Consider the following 24,090-nt stretch of genomic DNA (forward strand, 5'->3'; position numbering starts at 1 on the left):
ATGATAGAGTAAGCTGAACCTCTCTTTTTCAGCAAATAAGCTATTGTTACTAAAACGAAAAAACTCTCCCTAATAATTGACGCAAATGTAACGTCAAGGTTTCGAAATACTAGGTTATTCCTCAAAATTTTGATGTTTTCTGACTTTACTCCAAGATAGCTGATGACACATAAGAGCCTTTATAAGCGCAATAGAGATAAGGAGAAGGAAGCGGGTATTTAATCGAATATTGTCGCGTAAAAATAAAAAAGCTCCACATCCAAAGGATGTGAAGCTTGATGTTTCCAAGTAAAGACTAACGGCTGTACCACTCAACGATCAGAGTTTCGTTGATTTCAGCAGGCATTTCAGAACGGTCAGGTAGACGTGTGAAAGTACCTTCTGCTTTGTTATCATCGAAAGTGATGTAGTTTGGTACGAAAGTGCGAGCTTCCAAAGATTCTTTTACGATAGCAAGGCCACGAGATTTTTCACGAAGAGTGATAACATCTCCTGGTTGTACGCGGTAAGAAGCGATGTCAACTTTTTTACCATTAACAGTCATATGACCATGGTTAACCAACTGACGAGCAGCTGGGCGAGTTGCAGCAAAGCCCATACGGAAAACTACGTTATCAAGGCGGGATTCAAGAAGCTTCATGAAGTTCTCACCCAATACGCCTCTCATTTTTTGAGCTTGTTCGAAAGTGCGACGGAATTGCTTTTCGTTTACACCGAACATATGACGTAGTTTTTGTTTCTCTTGTAACTGAAGACCGTACTCAGTCAATTTACGACGGCTTTGACCGTGTTGTCCTGGTGCGTAGTTACGTTTAAGATCTTTTCCTGTTCCATCTAGAGAGATACCTAGACGGCGAGCCAGCTTGTGGCGTGGTCCTGTATAACGAGACATATGCTCATTCTCCTTTAAGTTGGATTCGTAGGTGTTTACTTCCAAAAGGCAAGTTTCATCTTTATACACGAACTTCAGACGGTAGCGTTTCTGCATCGTGCTCCTCTTGAAAAACAGCCGCAGTCAAAAGGCAAAGGGGGTGAAACTAAAAGGCAAGCCTCGTATTCCTTTTGTTTTTACCTACAATCAATGCTACCCTATTCAAACATAACTCTTATTCTATATGCTGGCTCTAGGTAAAGTCAAGAGATTGTCTTAGAATAACAGCCGGAATCCGCTGGGAAAATCAAAGCTTGCTGATGAGACTAATGCCGAGACTTACTATATAGGAATTCTTCAGGCATCTTTTTATTGTAAACCTCTAAGAATTTCTGGAAATAGATAGCGGCCTCCTCACGAGTCACAGATGCATCTGGCTTAAAGCTTTGATCGATCGTTTCCATAATTCCAAGTGCGGTAACGATTGAAATAGAACCCTTCTCCTTTAAAGTGGCTGTATCCGTAGAAGATGCTACAAAGAGATTTGGTAGCTCAGCTAGGGAATGATAGCCGAGAGCTCGGGTGAACGATTCTGCTAATTCAGCCCTCGTAATCGGTTTTTCTGGTTGCAGGCTCTTGGTTTGGGGAATATATCCGCGTGCAAGGGCGTACTCAATAGCTCCAAAGTATGGAGAAGTGGCAGGGACATCATGAAAGCTGGCTTGTTTTGGTATAAATTCATCATCATAATCTCCATTGCTTAGGATAGCTACTAGCATCTTGATTATCTCACCGCGCTTTATGGGCTCTTTAGGCTTTATCTCTCCATCTATAGGTTCAATTGCATTGTATTCGTACAGAATCCGTAATGCTTTTTGCTTGTCAGTAGGAAGCTTCTGCAAATCCTCTGGTTCTGGCCGATTTACTTCCACGGGTTTATTAGTGTATAAATGAATCCACTTACCAGTGATTGCGTCTAGCGTAAGACTTTTGTTGCCAGAGGGTTGTAGTGTATAGACGAGAGTCAAGGGTTTTGACTTTGACGACTGTTGATTTTTATTACTATGATCCTCTTGTTTCACTTGATAAGTTAATTTGACCTCCAGTTGCTGTAGCCATTTTTCTTTCGCTTCTTCTAGAGAAAGGTAAGCAGGTGATTTTTCTGGGAAGTTAACTTGACTACTTGTTGAAGAAAATGAAAGTAATTCTCCGGTTTGTTGATCTAGAATGACACTGGCTCCCTCTGCTGAAAGCATGATTTTGTGAATATAGCGCTGGAACATAAAAGAACTTTCCAGCGTATCGTTATAGTCAGGTTTATCATCATGATCAACCTTATCTAAATATAAGGTTTGAGCTTGATAAGGAGCTAATTTTTTTACGGTCTCTATAGCAAGTTGTTGTAATTTCTCTGGTGCTATTGAAGCTTTGTTTGTATCTTTGTTCATTTTCCCCACGTTGAGGTAGTAATTCAGTACGTTTCCATTTTTTTCATCAATCATGAGAGAAATGGTGTCAATCCCATGATTTTGTGTTTTTCGTTCAAAAGATAGATCCCAGAAGGCTTCTTTCTCTCTGTCTTTCTTCTGATAGATTGCCTCTGTTAATTTCCAGTTCCCCAACGGAATCAATTTTTTGGCTAGCTCGATTGCTTGTGCTTGCGTTAATGGTTTTCCCTGATGCAAAGGAGGCAGTGGCTTGTCGATTATAGGTGAACGCTTGTTGGGATTACTAGAAACAGGTAAAGAAGGTTTTTCTAAAAATGTACCAGTGATCGCATCTATAGCTAATTCCTTTTCATAATCATAGATTAGTCGAGGCTCAGTTCTTTCCGTTTCTTTAGAATCTGGCATTTTATAGCTTAAAGTAATAAAAGGGCTTTCTTTAAAAATTTTAGTAGCTTCCTCAGGAGATATTTTCTTTGAATCAGCAGGGAAATTCAAATCTTCACTCCATGTAGAAAAGTAAGATACAATTGTCCCATTAGAGTTGACTGTAATTTTTATAGAATCATCGGGAAAAGGTATTCCGTTTATTTGTCTTTGATAGGTAAAAATGTATTCTGTAGAGATAAGTGCTGTTCTGTTATCTGACAGAGGTGTAGGCTTCAAGGAAATACTTGATAATTTCCTGCCGGCATTTTTACGTAAAAACGCTTCGGCTGCTTGTTGAGCTTGCTCTATTGAGATAGGATTCTTGCTTTTATTTGCTAAGAGAGAAGGATGTGAAATAGAATAGCTGTTTAATTCGCCTGAGTTTGCATTGATTTCGACTAGTAAAAAGAATGGCTTTCTTCGATCAATGTTGCCACTATTCTCCCAAGCAAACGTCCAAGTGGGAGACGAATTCGTATCTTCATTTAATGTAAAGTAACTATCGGTTGGAACTGGATTCATGCTGGACCATTCCTTTGCGAACTCAGACGCGATAGCGAGTGCTTGTTCTCTTGTTAATTGGGACTTGCTCACTTGAGGAGCTGTGGGTTGGACATGCTGTTGAGTTGATTTTGTGTTAGCTTCAACGACTGATCCTGAAAGCAGCAACATGCCTGATAAGCTAAGCAGGCTTATGGGGCGGATCAATGAATGCATAAATAAAACCTCCTAAATCTGCAACGTGTAATGTATGTACATGAAACTGACATATATATAACAATAACAACAGGGAGGCAATGAGACGAGGAAGTCATGCTGGCGTCCTATAAAGAACTGGGACGAAAGAGGAGTTTTGAGCGTTTCAGTGGAATTTAAAAATTAGGAAAAATGTGTTATTGAATTTTGAAGATTCTAGTATCTGGTGATTATATCCATTATAATTAAATTGTACATATTCATGCAAGGAAAGTAGGGTGTCTTACTATCATGGAAACCATCGTATACTTAATCCGACATGGAGAAACGGATTGGAATCATATACAGAAAATACAAGGTCATACGGATACCGATTTAAACGAGCTAGGGTATAAGCAAGCGGAAAAGCTGGCGAATCGTCTTGCTTCAGAAGGCTTTGCTCATGTGTATTCAAGCGATTTAAAACGTGCCTTTGAGACGGCGAAACGTGTAGGAGAACGTCAGCAGACTCCTGTTCCTGTCACGAAAGTGCGCGGATTACGTGAGCGTTGCTATGGCGATTGGGAGGGGCGCCACCTTGCTGATGTACAAAAGGATATGCTAGCTGTTGAGCCACATCAGTCAATCTGCGGGATTGAATCCTATCATGCTATGCAAAAGAGAGCTGATCGTGTCCTAAGCGAAATTATTGAGAAACATCCCGGGCAAAAAATTGCCGTGGTAAGCCATGGCGGATTGATTAATGCGTTTCTGCATTATATTACTGATGGTCAGCTTGGTACGGGGATCACTAAAATTGGCAATACGGGAATCACCATTTTGCATGTGGAGAATAAATCGTGGAAAGTTATGGAGATAAGTCGAATTGACCATCTAGAGGAAACCATAACCGATTAATGATTAATATAGAGGAAGAAGGAATCAGCATTGCGGACACGAACGCAAATAGGAACAGTAGGTAAATTATTTGATAGCGTTGTTCCCTTTTTTCTGCCTTCTTGGCCCATACAAGCACCAGGGCTCCTTTTCTTTGCTACTCCAGAGCGTGGTGTAATCGCTACTTATGAATTGGGAACACTCCCGGCACATTTGCCTCCAACTTTTTTTCAAGATGCTATGGAGGAGCTAGTTAAGCAGGAGGTACCCAAAGCTTGGAAAAACGGTCAGGTGATTAGTAAGGAGCGAGTTACTTCTGAGTGTGGTGATTACAAATGGCTGTTGCAAGCCTTAGGTCCTCAACCAGATGATATACATGCGATTGCAGGCATTCTTACTTGTGCACAGAAAGCTTTGGTCAATATACGAACCTACGGTGAAATGGTAAAAGGATTATATTCGCTTGGGTACAAAGGGTTTATTCAGCGCATGGCCAGTGAGATCGTAGTGGAAGCGTGCAAATGTAAGGAAGCCACCCCATTTATGAAGACAGTTGTTAACGGGTTACATGCTATGGTGGGGAGGGGGCATTGTTCGCTTATTAAATTGGATGAAAGTGGACATTTATTGCCGCAGGAGCGTTACACAACAGATCCCGCTGTATACACAGGCTCTAAAATACATCAGGTGTTACATTGCTTTGTATCTAAAAAGGCAGAGGTTTATCAAGAAGATTCGCGCGTTGCGATGTATCCAATTTATGTGGAGGATGAACCGATCGCGGCACTTATTCTTCATGTAGCCGATCAAGAAGAGCAATGCTTAGATAAATTGGATATCGAGATGCTTCATTCGACTGGGGAGCAGGTCAGCCATCAGTTGCATAGGACTTTACACATGCATGATATCTTACGAGAAACTCAAAAGAAGGAGCTTCTTTATCAACTGACAAAACAAATTCATGCCTCGATTGACGTAAATGACGTACTAGCCGGAGTGCTTGCAAGTATCAAGCAATTATATCCGTATTTTTCAGCGGAACTGTATCTTACTATGGAAATGGAAACAAATCTGCCAATCAAGACCTTTTCCTTAAAAAAACAACATAATCAGGTCAGTCAGCAGGCTTATCTGGAAGGAAAGCTAATGATGGGCCAAGAGATCATAGATGAGCAAGCGATTACATTTGTCGCTGCTCCGTTACATGGGAGACAAGGAATTTATGGGATTCTCCAATTAGCCACCCATGAAATCATTAATTTATCCGCTAAAGAAACCGAATTTATTTCTATTTTAGCGGAAACAGCCGGTAACGCCTTTGAAAACGCTCAGTTATATCAGCAATCACGCGACATGGTTCGTGAATTGCGCTTAATCAATGAGATGGCCCAGCAGATTAATCGTAGTTTGAACATGATAGATATACTTGAGTTCGTGATTAAGATGCTGCACCGAACGTTTGATGCGAGCTATTCCGCTATCCTGCAAAAAGCATCAGACGGTGAGCGGATGCAAATCATCTCTTCATCCAAGAGCGATCAGATCGGACAATTCGTACCGATTTCGGCTACTCCGATTGCTGAAATTTTAAATGATAAGCGGAAAATTCTGCCTTCTTCCGACTGCTTTACTAATTTACCTCATCATTTATTTCCCTATCATTCTGTGATGGGGGTTCCCTTGTTGCAAGATTCAGAAGTATCAGGACTCTTACTGGTAGCAGATCATAAGCCTAATTTCTTTACCTATGATGACTATAAGTTGCTGGAATTATTTGGGCAACACACCAGCCTAGCTATTACTAATGCTCTATTGCTTAGTGAAGTGGAACGCATGGTTATCACCGATAATTTAACAGGGCTTTTTACACGTAGATACTTAAATGAGAACGTGAAGAAATCCTTACTTGCAGATGAGCAGGGCTCCTTAATTTTAATTGATATTGATTACTTCAAGAGAATTAATGATACCTATGGCCACCTTGTTGGGGACGAGATATTGTATCAGGTAGCTTCTGTTATTAAGAACTGTATTAGGGAAAGCGATATTCCAGCAAGATGGGGCGGCGAAGAGATAGCGATTTACCTGCCGCATGTTGATGTGCTGATTGCCAGTAAAATAGCAGAACGCATTCGTATTCGTGTGCAGCAGGAAAGTAAACCAAGTGTCACGATTTCCTGTGGAGTTGCTATGTGGAGCAGGGATGTTCAACAAAATCGCTCGGCAGAAGAACTGTTCCACGATGCAGACGTGGCCTTATATAAAGCAAAGCAAGAGGGGCGAAATCAGGTAAGAAAGAGTGAGTCGAGTAAAATATGGTAGGCTATGAGAAAATGCTATCCGTAAAAATCTGGGGGAGATAGGATGTCTGCCGTATCAAAGAAGAATAGATTGTCAAAGGCCGCAACAGAGATAGCAAAGGGAGTGTATCAAATTTCTCTGCCTACTCCATTTACAGTAGGAGATGTGAACGTATATGTAATGGAAGGTCAAGAATGTATCACGCTGGTCGATGTAGGCCCGTTAACAGAAGAGGCGTGGAGCAGTTTAGAGAATGGACTAGCCTCGATTGGATATCGGCTGGAAGACGTGGGGCAAATTGTGCTTACACATCACCATGTGGACCATATTGGACAATTGGAGAAGGTAAAACATCTATCACAAGCAAAGGTATATGCCCATCCTCTGGCAGCACCATATGTTGAACAAGATGAGGAATTCATGCAGTTCCATGATGAATTTTTCATTACTTTGTATAAAGAGTGTGGACTACCAGAGGAATTGCTATCTGTTGTGGAAAAATTTCGCGGCATGATGGCCACCTTCCAAGAGAAAAGCAAGGTGGATGAATCTCTTGTTCATGAGCAAGCCCTGCCTCATTTTCCTGAGTGGCAAGTTTTATTTACACCAGGACATTCTCAGTCTCATTTATCACTATATCGGGCCTCTGATCAATTATTGATAGCGGGAGATCATCTGATCTCTTCCATTTCTTCAAATGCATTTATTGAACCACCACGAGATCGAAGCATGACTCGACCCCTAACATTAGTGCAGTACCGGACCGCCTTGGAGATGTGTGCAGGGATGGATATTAAGCTAGTGGTTTCTGGACATGGTGAACCGATCGAGAATAGTCGCGAGCTGATTTTTGAGCGATTGCAGAAGACCTGGGAGCGTACCAATGCGATCCGCCGTTTTTTGCTTGATGGTCCAAAGACCGCCTTTGAATTAGCTGTCCTTTTATTTCCGCTCCTCTACCTCAAGGAATTGCCGCTCGTTATTTCTGAAACCTTGGGACATATTGATTTACTAGTGATGGTTCATCAGATACACGTACAAAATAAAGAGGGCGTTCTCTATTATTCACTATAAACCTTTCCTTCAGTAAAAGTCCTTTCCTGTTAGACAAAGCGGGTAAGGACTTTTTATTGAAATGAATCCTCTCCCTCCTATCTTGCGTCTTTCTATGTAGAGAGAGTGAGTAAGGAACTAGTAGTAAGGTAATTTTATACATAACTTTTATTGTTGAAAGAACAGGGAAGCACCCTTTTTTTGCATGTCGATCTGTACTATAATAAATGAGTTCCTATTCAAGATAGAGAGGTGGATGGATGATCAAAATCATTCTTCCGTTACTCTTACCTTTTACTAGTTCTTTTTTCGTAACGTTGATTAAACTAGGGAACATATTGGGACAGGAGAATCTGCAAACGTATTGCTCATTATATACACTCTTTTGGCATTTGGGCGATTGTGGTAAGCTGTATTATCGCCGTCCTACTAACCTTCTTTCCGTTTTGTCCCCTATTTATTGATTGCAGGTGTAAAGGTTCTGATATTTGGCGAGATAGCCAGCTTTTTTATTACATGGCTGTCTGCGGCTTAGGGGCTACTCTCCGCTTTTTTATGGTTCGGTACCTGATCTTTTGATTGGGCCAAAAAAAGTGAGCCAGCAGCCTTTTTTGCTAGATGTAATCGCTCTTTAATTTTTACAGCATGATTTGGCAAGATATCAACACACCATCTTAGAGGCTACAATGGGACATGATTTTTAGAATTTCACGCTCATAAACTGCGTTTTTTGCTGAGGACTGCCGTTTTAGGTATGTTCATACGGCTTGGATCTATAGTAGGAAAAAAACGGAGAAGAAGTAGCCGAGGATGATAAAGATGAGAACTGAACAGCATAACACGAAAGAAAGAATACTGGTAGCCGCAGCCTCATTATTTTATTCTCAGGGATATGATCGTACTACTGTGCGTCAAATTGCTGAGAAGGCTCAGGTTAACGTTGCTTTAATTTCTTACCATTTTCAAGGCAAGCAGGGAGTTTTGGAAAAGCTGATCAGCCACTACTATGATCATTTTTTCCAAATCGTACAGGAGCAATGGGAGAGGGAAAAGCCGCAGGATTCGATGGGACAGTTAGAAAAGATCGTAAGGTTATTTATTTTTTATCAACATGAACATGCGTTGGTAACTAGGCTAATTCAGCGGGAATTAAGTGTGGAATCCATGCTCGCACGAGAGGTAATGACCGTCTATATACATCAATTGAAGCATTGCTTTGCTACCGTGATAGAAGATGGGATACGGACAGGGGAGTTTCGAGGTGTCGGTGTCGATGCTGTTTTGATGAATCTTTCCAGTATTTTGACCTATCCATACCTGAATCCACAAATTGTCCGTGAAGTATATTATTTAGAACCGGGTTCTGCTGATTTTTGTGAATGGCTTGTCACCTCAAGCGTTCAATTTTTGCGTTCCCTCTTAGTACATACAAGTTGAATGAGAAACAAGTTGGTAAAGGGGTTGTCCAACCGTGAAAAAAAGGCTGTTGTTGTTGTGTCTTGCCGGTACTCTTTGCTTTCACAATGTGGCAATGGCGTCTCCATTTCCGAAGAAGACGAGTGACATTGTACAAGACCAAGCAAAGATTTTTAAAAAAGATGAACGAAAAAATCTTGAAGAATCACTTAAACAAACACCAGGTAACTATAAGGTTGTTGTAGTCGAAAGTACAGAGCCAGAAGCAAAGTCTCCTAATGAGTATGCGCAGAAGCTCTATGCTGAGTATAAATTAGAAGAAGATTCCCTTCTGATGGTGTTGGACAAGCAAAAGAAGGATTTAGGTGTTTATGCCGGCCCTAAGCTTGTTCAACAAGGAGCAAAATCCGAGCTATTAAAGGGGAAATTGACCGCTTATTTCGATCCTTGGAAGAACACGGCTAAATTTGATCAGGGTATCTCTCAATTTGCCAAGGAAGTCCAGAGTGAATTGGCTAAATTGCCAAAGCCTGCGGAAACAGCAGTTGCGACTGATGCAGATCCAAACATCGAATCTCAGGAAAATACGTTGTTGAATTGGCTGCCGTGGTGGGTATTTGTTTTGGCAGGAGCCTTGTTTGTGGGACTCATTTATTTGATGATACTTACGATGCGTCGTCGCATGCTTATGCGTGATATTGATGAACTTGAAGATTGGAAAGATGAATTGCTGGAAAAAATTGAAAAAATAGAAGTGGAAAAAAATAAGCGTCGCGTGTCAGGGATGACTGAGGAACGCTATGTAGCCCTTGCAGCACGTAAGGAAAAACTGCTTGGAACCAGTATTCCCGATATCGAAATGTTGATTATAGAAGCGGATGAAGCTTGTGATCGTTTCCGTTTTAAAGCAGCCAATAACCTGATTCTTGAAGGCGAAACGATGCTGAATGACATTGAGGATGAACTAGAAGATCTTAAAAATGATACGACTCAGGTTGTACAAGCTAAAAATGAGAATAAGCAAGCGATACCAGAGCTTGAAAAGATGCTAGAACAGGTGGAACGAAAACTATCTGATGTAAGATTGGAGTATGGCCTTTCCTTCCATGAATTAAAAACTGATTTAGATCGCGTTGGTGAGATGAAGGCAACAATTAAATCTGCTATTGCTAGTGGAGATAATGTCAAAGCGGCAGAAGTAGCTTTTGAAGCTCACTCTATTTTAAGAGAAACGAGCGACTTATTAGAACAGTTACCTACCTATGTCAATCAAGTGCGTACCGAAATGAAAGAAGAGCTGCATCAGCTTGAACAGGATATCGAGACTGCATTAGGTGGTCAGTATGATCTGAACCAAACGGCGTTAGATGAGGAATTGCTACAAGTAAAACAATTGGTGACCTCTGCTGGGAACGCATTAGAAGAGGGCAATTTCCACATGCTGCAAACACATGTAAAAGCATTCGTCTTAAAGGTGGAATCGATTTACAGCAATCTGGAACAAGCAGTGCTTGGAGAAAAAGGGGAGGAGCTTACCGATCAGGCTCAGCTCGTAGAGTCCTCATCTACTCTAACACATGAGGATACCTTCAAAGAGATTGCAGATGACCATCAAGAAGTCACTGCCGAGAATACAAGGGAAGGTATTCAGGAAAATGCCGAACGAAGCAATGAAGAACCGAGGAAAGAGACAGATCATCCTGCTACTCAACCTTCTAATGCGGCAGATACGACGGTAGCATACCGGGAAGCCGCGGCAAGTGAAACAATGACAGAGGACGCGCCTGCTGCAAAGCAAAGTGCCCCTGCTCCGCAAAGTGATCTGCAAAAGAGCCGTTCTCTTATAAATAGCAGGAAGCGGGGACAAGCGGACGGAGAAGAGCAGCATGAGTATGAGTTGGTCATGCCGAAAATTCCTAAACCAATGTCACAGGAATCTGAGAAGCTGGTTAAAATTGAGGAAAGACCATTTATTGAAACAGAAGATGATATTTTGGACGAAATGGAGCGTATCTCAGGCGAATTAATATGTATCCGACAGCGTATTAAGCGTAGTTACTTGCCGGGAGTACCAGATGACTTGAAAACAAAGTTTGATACTGTTGTCGGTCTATTAGGGCAAATTCAGCTACGAATGGAGAATACTCGATATGACATTCATGAAGTTGCTTATTATCTGGAAGAGGCACATGAACAGCTAATGGATACACATTACATGGCTGAAAATACTATTGCAGCTTGCCAATCAGCGGAGGGTGCTATTCAATACACGAATCGCTACCGACGCTTAAATCGTCAGGTAAATGAATTGCTAACAAAATCAGAGCAAGCTTTCCGTCAGTTGTATTTTACCGAAGCCTACCAGTTGGCAGAAGAAGCTCGCTTGATTATTGAGGGTGATCATGATGACGATGCAGGCGGGCGCTGGATGCTACGTAAGAAAAAAAGAGGAGAGCGTTAGTCGATGAGTGATCCTATGCCGTATGTTTTGCTGGTAGCAGGCGTAGTAGTTGCCATCCAGCCTACAACCAAACGGTGGAAGCGACGCTTGAACGCTCATTTCGCAGGTAACGAAAAACGCGTGAAGCAACGAGCGAATACGTTTTATCTGTTGGGTGTATCATGTGTGATACTGGGATGCTTTTTGCTACTGCGTACCTTAATCAGCTAGCAAGAGGAATAGGTTTCATTGGACATAGATTCGTCATGATAAGGGAAGGCACGTCTTTTTTAAAGGCGTGCTTTTTTTGTTGATGATATGTAAAAAAAAGAAGCGTCAACGATCGACGCTTCTAAAGATAAAGATAAAGGGAGTAGAGGTGTGAGAATCAGTAACCAACTACTTTTAGGGGGAGTAGGGTTCTGAGACGCTCTTCTGGGAGGAAGAGCAATTAGTAATATATTCCCCAATAAAATAGATCGTTAAACATGTATTTTAAAAAAATGTACGTAATCTACTATTTGTCTAAAAGTTGAGCAGACTCCCGATAACTAGCTTGATAAGGAGTATTGAGACGCATGTAGGCCTGCTACATAACCAGAAGAAAAGGCTATGGTTATGTTATATCCACCTGTATGTGCATGGACATCAAGAACTTCTCCAGCGAAGAATAGACCAGCAGCTTTTTTAGACTGCATTGTTTTCGGGTCTACTTCCTTAGTATGAATGCCACCGCCTGTAATAAAGGCTTCTTCCAGCGATAGGGTTCCAATGATTGTTAACGGAAATGATTTCAGAAGACGAGCGAAATTTTGCCATTTTTGTTTGTTGAGATGACTGAAGGTGGTTTCTTCTTCTAGCTCTGCTTTCTGCAAGAGAACAGGGATAAGCCTTTCCGGCACATAGCCCTTTAAAGCATTTTTGATCGCTTTTTTCGGTTGCTCCTCACAAAGCTTCCAAGTTTCCTGGGAAATGATGTCGAGTGAACGCCCTGGAAATAAATCAATTGTCAGTTGGAGAGGAACGGTGCCGAATTTACGCTGAGTAACGGATACATAATGCCCTAAACGTAGGACAGCCGGACCAGATACACCGAAATGAGTAAAGATCATATCTCCTTCTTGTGTAGTTACCCTCTTTCCTTTTGGATCAGTAAGGGTTAGTTCGACCTCGCGTAAAGAGAGACCCTGTAATATTTTTTGTTTAATGATCTCGTCACTTGCTCGTAATGGTACCTCAGTTGGATATAGATCAGTAATGGTATGGCCTGCTGCTTTTGCCCACTTATAGCCATCACCGGTAGAGCCTGTTTGAGGCACAGAGCATCCGCCTGCTGCTATAATAACGGCTTTTGTCTTCAGAATTTCTCCGTTCTTTAATTCAACCCCTGTGCAGGCATCTTGTTCATACAGGACACGCTCTACCTCTGCATGCAGACGGATGTGAACTCCCTCCTGTTTTAACTGATTAACAAGAGCGTTGGCTACAGTAATGGCCTTATCTGTCGTTGGAAACATTCGGCCGCGATCTTCCTCTTTCAAGGAAACCCCTATTCCTTCAAAAAAGGAGATAATATCCTGATTGTTAAATTGGGCAAAGGCACTGTGCATAAATCGACCATTTCCCGGAATTTGTTTAATCAGTTCTTCTAAATCCTTAGCATTCGTGACATTACAGCGTCCGCCACCTGAAATGATCAGTTTGCGTCCTAGTTTTTCACCTTTTTCAAGCAAACAGACACTGGCTCCGTGCTTGGCAGCTGAATAGGCAGCCATAAGCCCAGCGGGACCGCCACCGATAACAATGCAATCAAATCTTTCTTTCTTCATGAAATGTTCATCCTTTTATTTACTGTATAGAGTAATAAGCACATTTTTCTCCATCATTACACAAGATGTGATAAGGAGATATTGACTGGGCAAACTAGATGTAAGTCAGATCAAGTATGCCATTACATTCAAAAAAGCCGTTCTACATGGTTTCTACCAGCCTTTTTAACAGTGGTACTCCTCAGGCTTCCCTTACTTACATGGTTGCATAAGTCTAACAGGTAGTCGATAATGGAAAAGTATACAGTTGTCTTTACATAGAATACAACAAAAAAGACTCAGTTTGGGAGGATCAAGGTAATGGCCGATCAATTTCAGTTGGATTTATGGAGAAAATTAACAGAAGCGCCTGGTGCTCCGGGATTTGAAGGACCTGTCCGCTCCATTATGAAGGAATATATCTCCTCTTATACAGAAGAAGTCACCTATGATAATATGGGAAGTATTTTTGGGGTGAAGCGCGGGGATGAACAAGGACCTCGTATTATGGTTGCAGGCCATATGGACGAAGTAGGGTTTATGGTAACCCAAATATCCGATAAAGGTTTTATTTCCTTTCAGCCATTAGGTGGTTGGTGGAGTCAAGTATTATTGGCCCAACGAGTTCAAATTATTACAGAAAATGGTCCGATTATCGGGGTAATTAGTTCCATTCCACCACATGTATTAAGTGAAGAGATGCGCAATCGCCCAATGGATATGAAGAAAATGTATATTGATATCGGTTGTGATTCTAAAGAGGAAGTTCTTAAGGCAGGGGTTAAACCAGGACATCCTATCGTGCCGATTTGCCCCTTTACGCAAATGGCTGACCCGAAAAAGTTCATGGCAAAAGCTTGGGATAACCGTTATGGATGCGCCCTTTCATTAGAATTACTAAAAGAATTACACGAAAATCCACAGCATCCTAATGTTATCTATGCAGGTGCTACCGTACAGGAAGAAGTCGGTTTACGTGGTGCAAAGACAGCGGCTCATATGATTGACCCTGACATGTTTATTGCATTAGATGCTAGCCCGGCTGGCGACATTCCTGGTGTGACAGATGGTATGGGTAAATTGGGGGATGGCTTACTATTACGTATTTTGGATCGTACAATGATTATGCAGCCCGGCTTACGTGATTTGTTAATTGATACATGCGAAGAACTAGGGATCAAATACCAATACTTTATTAGTCAGGGTGGGACTGATGCAGGGGCTGTCCATATGCATGGTAAAGGTGTTCCTTCAGTAGTTATTGGTATTCCGTCCCGTTACATTCATAGCCATGCATCCATCATGCATGAAGAAGATTATCAAAATGCGAAAAAGCTATTGTTTGCTCTGGTTAAAAAGTTGGATTGGGCTACGCTTGAGGCTACTCGTCGCCGATAAGCGTATGTGAAAGGAAGCGTGATTTTCTATGAATGCCATCAAATTTTATCGCCATGAAACGGCTACAGATGCCGTACTGGAATATAATTTTTATGACCATAAATTTGCTCCAACGAATTTAGTGGTACGTAAGGTATTGATGGCTATGCTTCATTCTGTCCAAAATCGTCTTACTGATTTAGAGGTGGAGTATAACGACAATATGCTGGTGGAAAAAGTAGGGGGAAATGCAGCGAGGATTCTTACACTGCTGGGAGCTTCTACGGAAAATGTACAGAATAATTATCGGGGTGAAACGGTTGTAAGCCGCACTTTTACGGCAAAGATGACGCCTGAACGCTTTCAATATTTTTATGAACTAAAAGATGTTGGTGAGCTCTCGCGGTTTGCTCTAAAAGAACAGGAATTAGATCGCATTGTCTCGTATTTTAATCAATATTTGTTAGTAGTGATACCTCTTGAGAGGGAAAAACAATTTTTTGAACTGCTTCGGGCCATGCACGTTCCTTACCAGATCCAAGCAGTCCATAAGTAGGCTGAAGATGTATTTCGTCACAGAAAGTATTGAATGCACAGCGCAGTATAATCTATGAATCAACTACAGGCTTTATGAGCATCCCTTTTATTCTGTAGGAGTATTACAGGACAAAGAGGGGTGCTTTTTTGGCTGACATGCTAACAATTCAACTACGTACGAAGAAGTAAAGCCTCCATAGAAAATTAGGGGCGCATTACACAAGGAAAATATCTTTCCTCATATAAAAAGGCTTCCACCTGCCTTACTACTTAGCAAGTGAAAGCCACTCAGAATTATGTGGAAGGACGATCCGGTCCTTCTAATTTTTTGTCACCAAAGCCCGGACGATCGTCTTGGGTTTTCTTTGGCTGTGTATTTGTTTCACTGCGTTCATTGGAGTTATTGGAAAAGCGTTTTTTATCCATATTCATCTTCTTATCATTCCTTTCAAGGTCTTATTATTCCCAAAACAAAAACTTGTACTCAGGCTTATATCTTTTGTATTCCTCAAGTATTGACTCATGAGCTTCATTTTCCATATGAAACAATAGAGAGCAAAACGGTGCTTTATCAAGAAGGTTAGCTCCTTGCCGCTTATGATCATCTGAAGAAGAATTCATCGTGCACGCTCCTTTTTAGGGTGTAGAGAAGAGGAAGACTCTTTATTTTTATGACGGGCGTTAGCATAGATAGCAAAAGTGGTCAGAATGGCAACGGAAATTAATGTAATGATGCCGTACATATACCATGGTCGCATACTGCCTACGCCGCCAAGCGACTCAATCATATAGCCACCAAGCGCATTACCTAAAGCACCGCTAATCCCTGTGACTACATTGCCGATCCCATAATAAGCTCCTAATAAAGGAGGCTTAGCAAAATGCCCAACTAAACTGTCGAATACAGGTACAGCCAGCATTTCACCAATAATAAACACAACGGCTGCTGCACTAAACGTCCAAAACTGATGAGTAAAGCCCATCGCGAATAAGCCAGCACCAAGGAACAAGGTACCACTGACCATTGCCCAATAAGGACTAATTTTTTCTAAGATATAACGGGCAATAACACCTTGAAATAGAACCACAAAGGTTGAATTAATGGTCCAAATCAAGCCTATCTTGGCACCTGTCCCCATAATATGTTGTCCGCGTAATGGAACAATAAGCGGAAATTGAGCATATAATCCCCAAACCAGCAAAGATACCAGACAGAAAAACAAAAAGCTGCGATGACCCAATAAACGTTTATACTGACTCCATGATAAGGAATCCTTTTTCGTGTTCTCCTGACGGGCTTTAGGTAAAGCAAATAGAAGAAAAAAGGTCAACAGAATATAAACACCTGCTGCATAAATGAAGACAATTCGATTCGTACTTAATGCAAGTAACGTAACCGTAAGACCCCCAATAATAATACCAATGTTGGCCGCGATTCCGCGCCAGGAAAATGCAGTTGTTCGATCTTCTTGTCCTACTATATCAGCTATTTTTGCTTTTATGGCAGGGGCTAATAACCCCATACCACTGCCATTAACGGCCGAAAATACCATAAAAAGCAGAAAGGTTTGGCTTACACTAAAACCAAACATTGCACCTGCCTGAATGGCTGCTCCACTTACCATGACAAGCTTACGTGAAACACGATCACATAAAAATCCACCAACAAGACTTCCGATTTGGTACATTAAGCTAGCTACAGCAAGAATGAACCCAATTTGACTTGCATGCAAATGCCGTGCTTTTTCTAAAAAGATAGGAAAAATAGGGGTCACCAGAAAGATTGCAATATGCATAAAAAGAGCTGCAATCAACAGAAAGAGAAATGTACGGTTACCAAGTAAGTGGCGTGCGGTGGTCAAGGTATTGTCCCTCCTCTCTCTTCTGATGTCAGACTTAGTATGTGAAAAGAGGGACGCCCTTTATTCGTAGCCTAAAATGCATGAAACTGGGCAGATGCCTAGAGACTTTTTGTAACCCGTGACATATCCCTATAAAAAGAGGCTAGTAGGAGGGAATTTTATGGCGAGTATTTTTAAATTAGGTGGTCTTGAGGTGGTCATTGGAATCATCGTTGTCATCTTCCTTATCTCCATCGTGTTTGATGATGGATTTGAATAAATAAAAGAGAGAGGTTTTATAAGCTTTCCTTAGTGGCAATCATATTTGGCTCTATTCGCGCGTAGGGTAGAGCATACGCAAAATTGGTACAAGTATGAAGCACAAGGAGCGTGAGAAAAGTGGCTCAAGTCATTTTAACGTTTTGTGTTGCTTATGGAATCGTGATTGGAGGATCAATACTTGGAGGCATGGGTGCTTTTTTTAGTGATCGAGCTCCGTTGCTTGTCATGTCAGATCTAGCAATCCAGCTCAAAATTATGGGGCTGGTGGGAGCCCTTGGAGGAACATTTGACTCATTTTTACAAATTGAAAAATTATTTGTCGGCAATTTCTCACCTGTCTTAAAACAGCTCATTTATATTTTTGCAGCGTTTATCGGAGCGCATCTCGGAACGATTTCGATGCTATGGCTGACGCAGGGGAGAGCTTCATGACAACTCTACAAGAGGAGCGATCACCTAAAGTACGTCGATATCTTCGGTATATCAGCTTGTTTATTTTAGGAGCTGTCGCAGGAGGAGCGATATTTCTATTCTTATTTATTCAAAGAATGGAAGATCTAATGCTGGAGAACAAAAATTTATATGTATTAAATGATCGTCTCCAAAACGAAATGGACAATCTTAACGAGCTGCATAAAGTAGCGCGAAAGAAGCAGAATGTCGTGATTGAAGATGTTGAGATCACCTTTTTAGGACAACGCCCGAACACCTTTGTCGAAGAAGAATTAAAGCATAGCCTAGAAAAAGACTTGGCCCAATTGAAAAGGAAAAAAGTGGAGCAAGTAGGCGAAATGCATGAAATATTGCATGAATTACTGCAAAAAAAAGAGTACATTATTCAAGGAAAGGTCATAGAGGTAAATATAAAAACCCTAGTTATTTCACGGGTTTTGCACTTATATGTAGTGGCTAAAGAGCAACCAAAAACAATCGGATAGCTTGTGTATGGCTGTAACAGAAAAATGCAACAAAACCCCAGCTTGTTCGTATATAGTTATAACAAAATAAGAAGGGCTTTTAGAACGAGGGGGCATGGGGGATGTCGTTATTTAAAAAGATGATGGCGAGTGTAGGAATTGGAGCAGCTACTGTAGATACACGCCTTTTCAAGGAAACATTGCTTCCTGGTGAATTGGTAACAGGCGAGGTTCATATTACGGGAGGAGATATTCAGCAGGATATTGATGAGATTTATATTTATGTTATTACTCATTATGAACGAGAAAATAATCATAACAAAACAAAAGAAGAATGTATCCTGTTAAAGCATCGTTTGACAGAACCCTTTAGCATTGAACCGCAGGAAACAAAGGTCTATTCGTTTTCATTTCCATTACCTTATGCAACGCCTTTGACGATAGGAAGACAACCGGTCTATTTACGTACAGGCCTAGATATAAAAAATGCAATTGATCCTGGTGACTCGGATTATATTGAGGTTCAGCCGCATCCGATGATGGGGAACGTATTAGAGGCACTCTCTACATTAGGGTTTCAGTTATATAAAGTCGATTGTGAATTTAATCGTCGGCTTGGTCAGCCTTATCCATTTGTACAAGAATTTGAATTTCGGCCACAAGGGCGGTTCCGTAAATATGTAGATGAACTGGAGGTCATTTTCTTTTTACAGGAAAATGAATTAGAGATTCTTTTAGAGGTTGATAAACGTAAGCGCGGATTTGCAGGCATGCTGGAGGAAGCATTCGATATGGATGAGCGATATGTGAGGCTGCGTTTAACAGAGCAGGATCAAAATAGACCAATTCGAGAGCTGACAGCATGGATTGAGCAGATGATTATGAAAAGCATTGGATAGGAAAAAAGCTAGCAGTAACTCCGGGGTATGAGATACAAGCTTGCTTCACACACTAGTCTTGATCTCATCCCAAGGAGTAGAGCATGGTATATATGATACGTAAAGGATTAGCCTTGCTTATTGGCAGTGGATTACTTGCACTTGGAGTAAACGGTTTCATCATTCCGCATCAATTAATGGACGGCGGCTTGACCGGAATTGCTTTAATAATCAACTATATGGCGGGCTATAAAGTAGGGTTGGTAATGATCGTCATGAGTATTCCAATTTATCTATATGCTTGGTTTACAAAGCGATCTTATTTTTACGATAGCGTCAATGGATTGTTGCTTTCGTCCTTTTCGATTGATTTATTTTCGCCGTTGCAGCATGTCTCTGTATTTACCTCCTGTTCTCTATTATTCAGTAGTATTTTGGGAGGCTTGTTGATTGGCATGGGGATTGGCCTGTTACTTAGATTTAATACAACGACAGATGGATTTGATTTGGTGGCTAAACTTCTATCTGATGTAACACGAATTAATATTGGGATTGTGATCTTTGTTTTTGACATCATAATCTTGTTGATAGGCGCACTGCTAGCCGATACACCCCATTATTTTTATTCTTTTTTAGCGATCATGATCGTATCAGGAATTACATTTTTGTGGAATCGTCGTGGAATGGTCCAGACAGAATAAGTCGAGATTGTTAGTCAGAAAAGCTTGGCAGATGCCAGGCTTTTTCTATTGGGCAACCCCGATGTAAGCATCGATTTTCATCTCAAAATGGAATGCCGCACACCGTCTGAAAAAATTTTTTTCGAATACGAGGTATCAAGGCACATTTTTCAGACAATACTGTGAGCATGAAACATTTAGAGGAGGAATTTTCCAAATGAATTTGTTAGAAAAAACGAGACGAATAAATGCGATGCTACAAAAGACGATGGGTGGAAACGGGGTATCATATCAGGATATTGCTAAATTGCTCTCTGATATCATCAATTCCAATATGTATATCATCACGGCAGATGGGCAGATTTTAGGAAGTGGTTTTGCACAAGAGATTTCGATTCAGGAAACAGGCCGTTTTACGAGCTTTTTACCTGAAAACTATAAGGAAAAATTATTAGAGATTCATTTCTCAGTAGCTAACGAGGCAGTTCACAGTAACTACAGCATGGTTCCTGCTGAGTGGAAAAATCTGTTCCCTCAAATGATGACCACCATCGTACCTATTAATGCAGGTGGCAGTCGATTAGGAACATTAGTGTTAACTCGTGCATTTGGTGCTTATGAGACGGACGATCTCATCCTAGCTGAGATTGGTGCAACTGTAGTTGGAATGAAAATTGTACGTCAGCGAACAGAACAGATTGAAAATGAAGTTCGTGATAAAACATTCGCTAAGATTGCATTGTCTTCTCTTTCCTATAGCGAGCAAATTGCGATTGAAAAAATCATGGAGCAATTGGATGCTAAGGAAGGGTTGCTGGTAGCTAGTCAATTAGCGGATCAGGCTGGATTGACCCGTTCTGTGATCGTTAATGCATTGCGTAAGCTTGCTAGTGCAGGAGTTCTTGAATCGCGTTCTCTTGGAATGAAGGGAACCTATATTAAGGTGCTAAATGATAAATTCCATTCTGAGTTAGAAAAATGGAAAACATCATAATCACATAATCCAGTAGTAACGACTACCATGTTTTCCTCCCAGTTACAAGGCATGTCTATTTCGGGCATGTCTTTTTTTATTATTTTTAATGTTTCATGTGAAACTTTACTGTACTAAAGAAATGATATCTATGTGTAGATAATACTAAATATTATTACTTATTAAATTTTTATATTTAAAAAGTCTTATAATTATGATATCTTTTTGATTAGGAGGTGTACAGCATGAAAGAGCTATGGAGAACTCCATCATTTCGTTGGTTCTGGCTTGGTATCTTTTTATCGGCTGTCGGAAATTCATTTGGATCGTTTGGGGTAAGCTGGTATTTATTACATCGAACAGGCTCTGGAGCGATTATGGGGACTTCTATTTTGTCCTATTATGTACCAGCTCTGATATCTGGATTAATAGCAGGCGTTTTATTGGATCGCATTGATCGAAGGAAACTCATTATTTTTGATAATGTGGTAAGAGGCTCTTTATATGGATTGCTTGTTTTTTTGCTGTCTTTACCAGCCGTACCAGTAACTACCGTTTATATCATCATGGCCTTAGCCGGTATGTTATCCCCATTAAGCAGCACTGGTCAGCAAGCGATGCTCCCGAATTTAATCAAGGATAAGGAACTGCTCATTAAAGCAAATAGCGTGATGAGTGCGCAATGGCAGATAGTTTGGCTTTTTGGGCCTATGCTAGCCGGGTTAGCGGTCACGTTAATCGGACCGGCCAATGTCATCATTATCGATTCGATTAGTTTCTTTTTATGTGCAGCGTGTTTTTTACGAGTTTCCTATACATATAAGCCAAACTCTAACATATCAAGTCAGACGAAAAGAGAGGCATTACTTCATTTTTGGAAAGATCTTGTGGTAGGTTATCGATATATTGGAACGAATTCGATGCTACTTTCTCTGTTATTCTTTAGTCTGTTTTTTAATATGGGATATTCACCTGTAGAATTATTGCCTGTATACATACAACAAGTATGGGGGATTGGAAAAGAGGCTTATCAAGGTTATATGCTTACAGCGATAGCTATCGGATCATTGTGTGGTTCGATGTTATTTATCGCTAAGAATTGGAAATACCCAATTGGAGTGACAGTCGGGGCGATTATTTGTTTGTGGGGATTAGCTACATTCCCTCTAGGGTTTACGCAGCGCATGGAAATTGCTGTTGTGTGCTTCTTTGTTGGTGGGGTTGTTTTTGCTCCATTTAACGTATTAATTTCAACCTATATTCAAAAACAGGTGCCGAATGAGATTTTGGGGCGAGTTTTAACTGCCAATCGTTCCATTACAGGGTTTGGTTTACCTGTTGGAAGTTTCTTATCCGGCCTCCTGGCTTCTTCATTAGGAATGGATCGTATCTTTGTTTATTGTGCCGTGCTATGTATGTTGGTTGGGATCATAGCGATGGTAAGGTTGCGAGCTTTGCAATAATTTAGTATTATTTGCGATTCAGTAAGGGTGCGACTCGTTTCATAATAAAATCTGGTAATAAAGGATAAATGAGCGACAGTAGATGGAGACGCTTTGGTAGGGCTACCTCAAAGCGTTTCTGTTTTGTTGCTTTCATTATAGCTTTTGCTGTTTTTTCAGGAGATAGCAGGAAGCCACTAACTTTTTGTTTATATGTGCCTGTATTGTCTGCGTACATGAGAAATGGCGTATCAATCGGACCAGGTAAGGCACAGGTGACTGAGATGTGTGTAGCAGCAAGCTCATGACGAAGTGACTCGCTGAATCTTATAACAGCGGCTTTTGTCGCAGCGTATACAGCAGTTTTAGCAGAAGCAACACGACCTGCTAGAGAAGCAATATTGACAATCCTAGCTTCTGATTGAGTGAGCATCATAGGCAGGAAAGCACGAGTCATATATAATGTGCCCAATAAATTTGATTCAATGGTCTGGTGAATCTCTTCCAGTGAATGATCCAAAAAGGGCTTAAATAAAGCAGAGCCTGCATTATTGATGAGAATATCGCAACGGTCAAAGCGAATCTTTACCCAAGCAGAAAAGGCTCTTACTGCTTCATTATCGGACAGGTCTAGTTTATAGATGTGAAGCATTGGGGGACGGTTCCATTCACGCTGGACTCTTTTTAGTTTGGTGTGATCTCTGCTTGTAATAACCACATGGTATCCCTCACGAATGTACTCCTTGGCAAGTGCCATCCCAAGTCCACCGGTACCGCCTGTAACAATTACTACTGGTTTACTCATAATGCTAATCATTCACCTCCTATAAACATCCTACCATTAACGATATTCCATGTAAAAAAAACCTGAAAGGAAGAGGTTATAAAAGTCCTCGTCTGGGTGCAGTATAGCCATAGGAGGTGACCAATATGCCAATAGTAAAATGCAGTGTAGCGAGTTGCACGTACTGGGGACAAGGAAACAATTGCAATGCTGAAGCCATTATGGTGGACATTGATCCTCATGCAAACAAAGATTATGATGCTGAATTTGCAGGCGAGTTCGCTTATGATACCGAGCACCGTGATTATGCAACAACATCTCGAGAAACCTGTTGTCATACGTTCAAGCCAAAGGCGTAATCGCTTCCTAGGTTGAAATGCTCCCTAGATGGAAAACCAATGAACTTTTCCAGTGGAACAACTATTCAAGTGCGTAACACTAGATAAAAAGACGTAACCTTTCATAGGGGTTACGTCTTTTTTTAGTCAGTAGACCATTTTAAATTACAGGGCTTGTTTCTCTAAAGTCGAGACATGCTCCAGTTCCAGACGTCTAATAAAGGATTCCGCTTCATTCCAGTTCGTAATGCGATGGACTAAGGACGGAAGCTCACCTTGATTATACGGCGTATCAAACAACAGAACAGGGATTTTGAGTTCGCTGGATAATTGTAAGGCATTTTCTAATCGATCCTCCATAAATAGATCAATGCCCCATGCTTTTGCGGCACGAACCTTATCATGACTGCCAACCAAATCTATATGATGATAAGGAATATGATGTTTAGCAAACCAAGCTTTGGTTACCTGCATATCCTCTAAAGCTCTGGCGCTGATATAAATAAGTTCATGAGTTAAGTGCCAGTTTTGCAAAATTTCGGAGGCGTTGCCAGAGTGGGAGTAGACCTCTTGGCTATTTTGTAAAAGCCAGGTAGTAAACTCTTCATCTGTGATTTCATATACATTTGCTAAATTATATTCAAAGCAATCTTGTAGTGTTAAATTTTTGCCAAAGGATCGATTCAAAAAAGGGACAATACTGCTA

The 24,090-nt window shown here is 41.0% G+C and carries 23 protein-coding genes; 15 read left to right on the top strand and 8 right to left on the bottom strand.

Going from position 1 to position 24,090, the window contains the following annotated elements; all coding sequences use genetic code 11:
• Positions 1 to 295 precede the first annotated feature (295 nt).
• Positions 296 to 892, bottom strand: coding sequence for a 30S ribosomal protein S4 (gene rpsD / locus AYJ08_RS08290; RefSeq protein WP_031413134.1), 597 nt, complete (start codon positions 890 to 892; stop codon positions 296 to 298).
• Between the two features lie 305 nt (positions 893 to 1,197).
• Positions 1,198 to 3,462 (bottom strand): YcdB/YcdC domain-containing protein, encoded by a 2,265-nt coding sequence (locus AYJ08_RS08295; protein ID WP_064017315.1) that lies wholly within the window; start codon positions 3,460 to 3,462, stop codon positions 1,198 to 1,200.
• A gap of 270 nt (positions 3,463 to 3,732) precedes the next feature.
• On the opposite strand from AYJ08_RS08295, the gene AYJ08_RS08300 reads away from it, so the two are divergent.
• From AYJ08_RS08300 to AYJ08_RS08325, 6 genes are all read left to right on the top strand, one after another.
• Positions 3,733 to 4,338 carry a histidine phosphatase family protein gene (locus AYJ08_RS08300; RefSeq protein WP_064017316.1) on the top strand — a complete coding sequence of 202 codons (606 nt, stop codon included), beginning with the start codon at positions 3,733 to 3,735 and terminating at the stop codon, positions 4,336 to 4,338.
• A gap of 30 nt (positions 4,339 to 4,368) precedes the next feature.
• Positions 4,369 to 6,639, top strand: coding sequence for a sensor domain-containing diguanylate cyclase (locus tag AYJ08_RS08305; protein WP_064017317.1), 2,271 nt, complete (start codon positions 4,369 to 4,371; stop codon positions 6,637 to 6,639).
• 42 nt (positions 6,640 to 6,681) lie between these two features.
• Positions 6,682 to 7,692: an MBL fold metallo-hydrolase gene (locus AYJ08_RS08310; RefSeq protein ID WP_064017318.1), complete on the top strand. Its 1,011-nt coding sequence runs from the start codon at positions 6,682 to 6,684 to the stop codon at positions 7,690 to 7,692.
• A 798-nt stretch (positions 7,693 to 8,490) separates the two neighbouring features.
• On the top strand, positions 8,491 to 9,108 hold the full coding sequence (gene refZ / locus AYJ08_RS08315; RefSeq protein ID WP_003334851.1) for a forespore capture DNA-binding protein RefZ: 618 nt from the start codon (positions 8,491 to 8,493) through the stop codon (positions 9,106 to 9,108).
• 34 nt (positions 9,109 to 9,142) lie between these two features.
• Positions 9,143 to 11,548, top strand: a complete 2,406-nt coding sequence (locus AYJ08_RS08320; RefSeq protein WP_064017319.1) for a septation ring formation regulator EzrA — start codon at positions 9,143 to 9,145, stop codon at positions 11,546 to 11,548.
• A 3-nt stretch (positions 11,549 to 11,551) separates the two neighbouring features.
• Positions 11,552 to 11,758 (top strand): hypothetical protein, encoded by a 207-nt coding sequence (locus AYJ08_RS08325; RefSeq protein WP_064017320.1) that lies wholly within the window; start codon positions 11,552 to 11,554, stop codon positions 11,756 to 11,758.
• Between the two features lie 320 nt (positions 11,759 to 12,078).
• Here the strand turns inward: AYJ08_RS08325 and AYJ08_RS08330 are convergent, their stop codons facing one another.
• Complete coding sequence (locus tag AYJ08_RS08330) at positions 12,079 to 13,356, bottom strand: BaiN/RdsA family NAD(P)/FAD-dependent oxidoreductase (protein WP_064017321.1); 1,278 nt, start codon at positions 13,354 to 13,356, stop codon at positions 12,079 to 12,081.
• Positions 13,357 to 13,656: 300 nt separating this feature from the next.
• Here AYJ08_RS08330 and AYJ08_RS08335 point away from each other — a divergent pair, with 300 nt between their 5' ends.
• Both AYJ08_RS08335 and AYJ08_RS08340 read left to right on the top strand, forming a co-directional pair.
• Entirely contained in the window at positions 13,657 to 14,733 is a 1,077-nt protein-coding gene (locus tag AYJ08_RS08335) for a M42 family metallopeptidase (protein WP_064017322.1), read from the top strand.
• A 28-nt stretch (positions 14,734 to 14,761) separates the two neighbouring features.
• Positions 14,762 to 15,268, top strand: a complete 507-nt coding sequence (locus AYJ08_RS08340; protein WP_064017323.1) for a hypothetical protein — start codon at positions 14,762 to 14,764, stop codon at positions 15,266 to 15,268.
• A 275-nt stretch (positions 15,269 to 15,543) separates the two neighbouring features.
• Here the strand turns inward: AYJ08_RS08340 and AYJ08_RS23940 are convergent, their stop codons facing one another.
• The 3 genes from AYJ08_RS23940 to AYJ08_RS08345 are packed head-to-tail and all read right to left on the bottom strand — an operon-like array spanning position 15,544 to position 17,111.
• Entirely contained in the window at positions 15,544 to 15,681 is a 138-nt protein-coding gene (locus tag AYJ08_RS23940) for a hypothetical protein (protein WP_003334859.1), read from the bottom strand.
• Between the two features lie 27 nt (positions 15,682 to 15,708).
• Positions 15,709 to 15,870: a hypothetical protein gene (locus AYJ08_RS23945; RefSeq protein WP_197490614.1), complete on the bottom strand. Its 162-nt coding sequence runs from the start codon at positions 15,868 to 15,870 to the stop codon at positions 15,709 to 15,711.
• On the bottom strand, positions 15,867 to 17,111 hold the full coding sequence (locus AYJ08_RS08345; RefSeq protein ID WP_064017324.1) for an MFS transporter: 1,245 nt from the start codon (positions 17,109 to 17,111) through the stop codon (positions 15,867 to 15,869). Before AYJ08_RS08345 ends, AYJ08_RS23945 begins: the two co-directional genes overlap by 4 nt.
• Before the next feature lie 378 nt (positions 17,112 to 17,489).
• On the opposite strand from AYJ08_RS08345, the gene AYJ08_RS08350 reads away from it, so the two are divergent.
• The 6 genes from AYJ08_RS08350 to AYJ08_RS08375 all read left to right on the top strand — a co-directional run bounded on the left by AYJ08_RS08350 (position 17,490) and on the right by AYJ08_RS08375 (position 22,283).
• Positions 17,490 to 17,804, top strand: a complete 315-nt coding sequence (locus AYJ08_RS08350) for a YtrH family sporulation protein (RefSeq protein ID WP_064017325.1) — start codon at positions 17,490 to 17,492, stop codon at positions 17,802 to 17,804.
• Positions 17,801 to 18,310 carry a sporulation membrane protein YtrI gene (locus tag AYJ08_RS08355; protein ID WP_031413149.1) on the top strand — a complete coding sequence of 170 codons (510 nt, stop codon included), beginning with the start codon at positions 17,801 to 17,803 and terminating at the stop codon, positions 18,308 to 18,310. Before AYJ08_RS08350 ends, AYJ08_RS08355 begins: the two co-directional genes overlap by 4 nt.
• A gap of 101 nt (positions 18,311 to 18,411) precedes the next feature.
• Positions 18,412 to 19,188 (top strand): sporulation protein, encoded by a 777-nt coding sequence (locus AYJ08_RS08360; RefSeq protein ID WP_064017326.1) that lies wholly within the window; start codon positions 18,412 to 18,414, stop codon positions 19,186 to 19,188.
• A gap of 83 nt (positions 19,189 to 19,271) precedes the next feature.
• Positions 19,272 to 19,868, top strand: coding sequence for a DUF6198 family protein (locus AYJ08_RS08365; RefSeq protein WP_064017327.1), 597 nt, complete (start codon positions 19,272 to 19,274; stop codon positions 19,866 to 19,868).
• A 196-nt stretch (positions 19,869 to 20,064) separates the two neighbouring features.
• Positions 20,065 to 20,841, top strand: coding sequence for a GTP-sensing pleiotropic transcriptional regulator CodY (gene codY, locus AYJ08_RS08370; protein WP_064017328.1), 777 nt, complete (start codon positions 20,065 to 20,067; stop codon positions 20,839 to 20,841).
• A 224-nt stretch (positions 20,842 to 21,065) separates the two neighbouring features.
• A complete protein-coding gene (locus tag AYJ08_RS08375) occupies positions 21,066 to 22,283 on the top strand; it encodes an MFS transporter (protein ID WP_064017329.1) in 1,218 nt (405 codons plus the stop codon).
• Positions 22,284 to 22,290: 7 nt separating this feature from the next.
• On the opposite strand, the gene AYJ08_RS08380 is transcribed toward AYJ08_RS08375, so the two are convergent.
• On the bottom strand, positions 22,291 to 23,067 hold the full coding sequence (locus AYJ08_RS08380; protein WP_064017332.1) for an SDR family NAD(P)-dependent oxidoreductase: 777 nt from the start codon (positions 23,065 to 23,067) through the stop codon (positions 22,291 to 22,293).
• Positions 23,068 to 23,192: 125 nt separating this feature from the next.
• On the opposite strand from AYJ08_RS08380, the gene AYJ08_RS08385 reads away from it, so the two are divergent.
• Entirely contained in the window at positions 23,193 to 23,405 is a 213-nt protein-coding gene (locus tag AYJ08_RS08385) for a DUF1540 domain-containing protein (RefSeq protein ID WP_031413156.1), read from the top strand.
• A gap of 144 nt (positions 23,406 to 23,549) precedes the next feature.
• Here the strand turns inward: AYJ08_RS08385 and AYJ08_RS08390 are convergent.
• The coding region (locus tag AYJ08_RS08390; protein ID WP_064017333.1) for a hypothetical protein at positions 23,550 to 24,090 on the bottom strand (541 nt) is incomplete at its 5' end.

Origin of the sequence: Brevibacillus sp. SKDU10, assembly GCF_001645205.1 — a bacterium.
GTDB lineage: Bacteria > Bacillota > Bacilli > Brevibacillales > Brevibacillaceae > Brevibacillus_B > Brevibacillus_B halotolerans.

Bases quoted from the DNA above. Each gene is read 5' to 3' on its own strand.
- rpsD (WP_031413134.1), bottom strand. From the start codon at position 892: ATGTCTCGTTATACAGGACCACGCCACAAGCTGGCTCGCCGTCTAGGT.
- AYJ08_RS08295 (WP_064017315.1), bottom strand. From the start codon at position 3,462: ATGCATTCATTGATCCGCCCCATAAGCCTGCTTAGCTTATCAGGCATG.
- AYJ08_RS08300 (WP_064017316.1), top strand. From the start codon at position 3,733: ATGGAAACCATCGTATACTTAATCCGACATGGAGAAACGGATTGGAAT.
- AYJ08_RS08310 (WP_064017318.1), top strand. From the start codon at position 6,682: ATGTCTGCCGTATCAAAGAAGAATAGATTGTCAAAGGCCGCAACAGAG.
- refZ (WP_003334851.1), top strand. From the start codon at position 8,491: ATGAGAACTGAACAGCATAACACGAAAGAAAGAATACTGGTAGCCGCA.
- AYJ08_RS08325 (WP_064017320.1), top strand. From the start codon at position 11,552: ATGAGTGATCCTATGCCGTATGTTTTGCTGGTAGCAGGCGTAGTAGTT.
- AYJ08_RS08330 (WP_064017321.1), bottom strand. From the start codon at position 13,356: ATGAAGAAAGAAAGATTTGATTGCATTGTTATCGGTGGCGGTCCCGCT.
- AYJ08_RS08335 (WP_064017322.1), top strand. From the start codon at position 13,657: ATGGCCGATCAATTTCAGTTGGATTTATGGAGAAAATTAACAGAAGCG.
- AYJ08_RS08340 (WP_064017323.1), top strand. From the start codon at position 14,762: ATGAATGCCATCAAATTTTATCGCCATGAAACGGCTACAGATGCCGTA.
- AYJ08_RS23940 (WP_003334859.1), bottom strand. From the start codon at position 15,681: ATGAATATGGATAAAAAACGCTTTTCCAATAACTCCAATGAACGCAGT.
- AYJ08_RS23945 (WP_197490614.1), bottom strand. From the start codon at position 15,870: ATGAATTCTTCTTCAGATGATCATAAGCGGCAAGGAGCTAACCTTCTT.
- AYJ08_RS08355 (WP_031413149.1), top strand. From the start codon at position 17,801: ATGACAACTCTACAAGAGGAGCGATCACCTAAAGTACGTCGATATCTT.
- AYJ08_RS08360 (WP_064017326.1), top strand. From the start codon at position 18,412: ATGTCGTTATTTAAAAAGATGATGGCGAGTGTAGGAATTGGAGCAGCT.
- AYJ08_RS08365 (WP_064017327.1), top strand. From the start codon at position 19,272: ATGGTATATATGATACGTAAAGGATTAGCCTTGCTTATTGGCAGTGGA.
- codY (WP_064017328.1), top strand. From the start codon at position 20,065: ATGAATTTGTTAGAAAAAACGAGACGAATAAATGCGATGCTACAAAAG.
- AYJ08_RS08375 (WP_064017329.1), top strand. From the start codon at position 21,066: ATGAAAGAGCTATGGAGAACTCCATCATTTCGTTGGTTCTGGCTTGGT.
- AYJ08_RS08380 (WP_064017332.1), bottom strand. From the start codon at position 23,067: ATGAGTAAACCAGTAGTAATTGTTACAGGCGGTACCGGTGGACTTGGG.
- AYJ08_RS08385 (WP_031413156.1), top strand. From the start codon at position 23,193: ATGCCAATAGTAAAATGCAGTGTAGCGAGTTGCACGTACTGGGGACAA.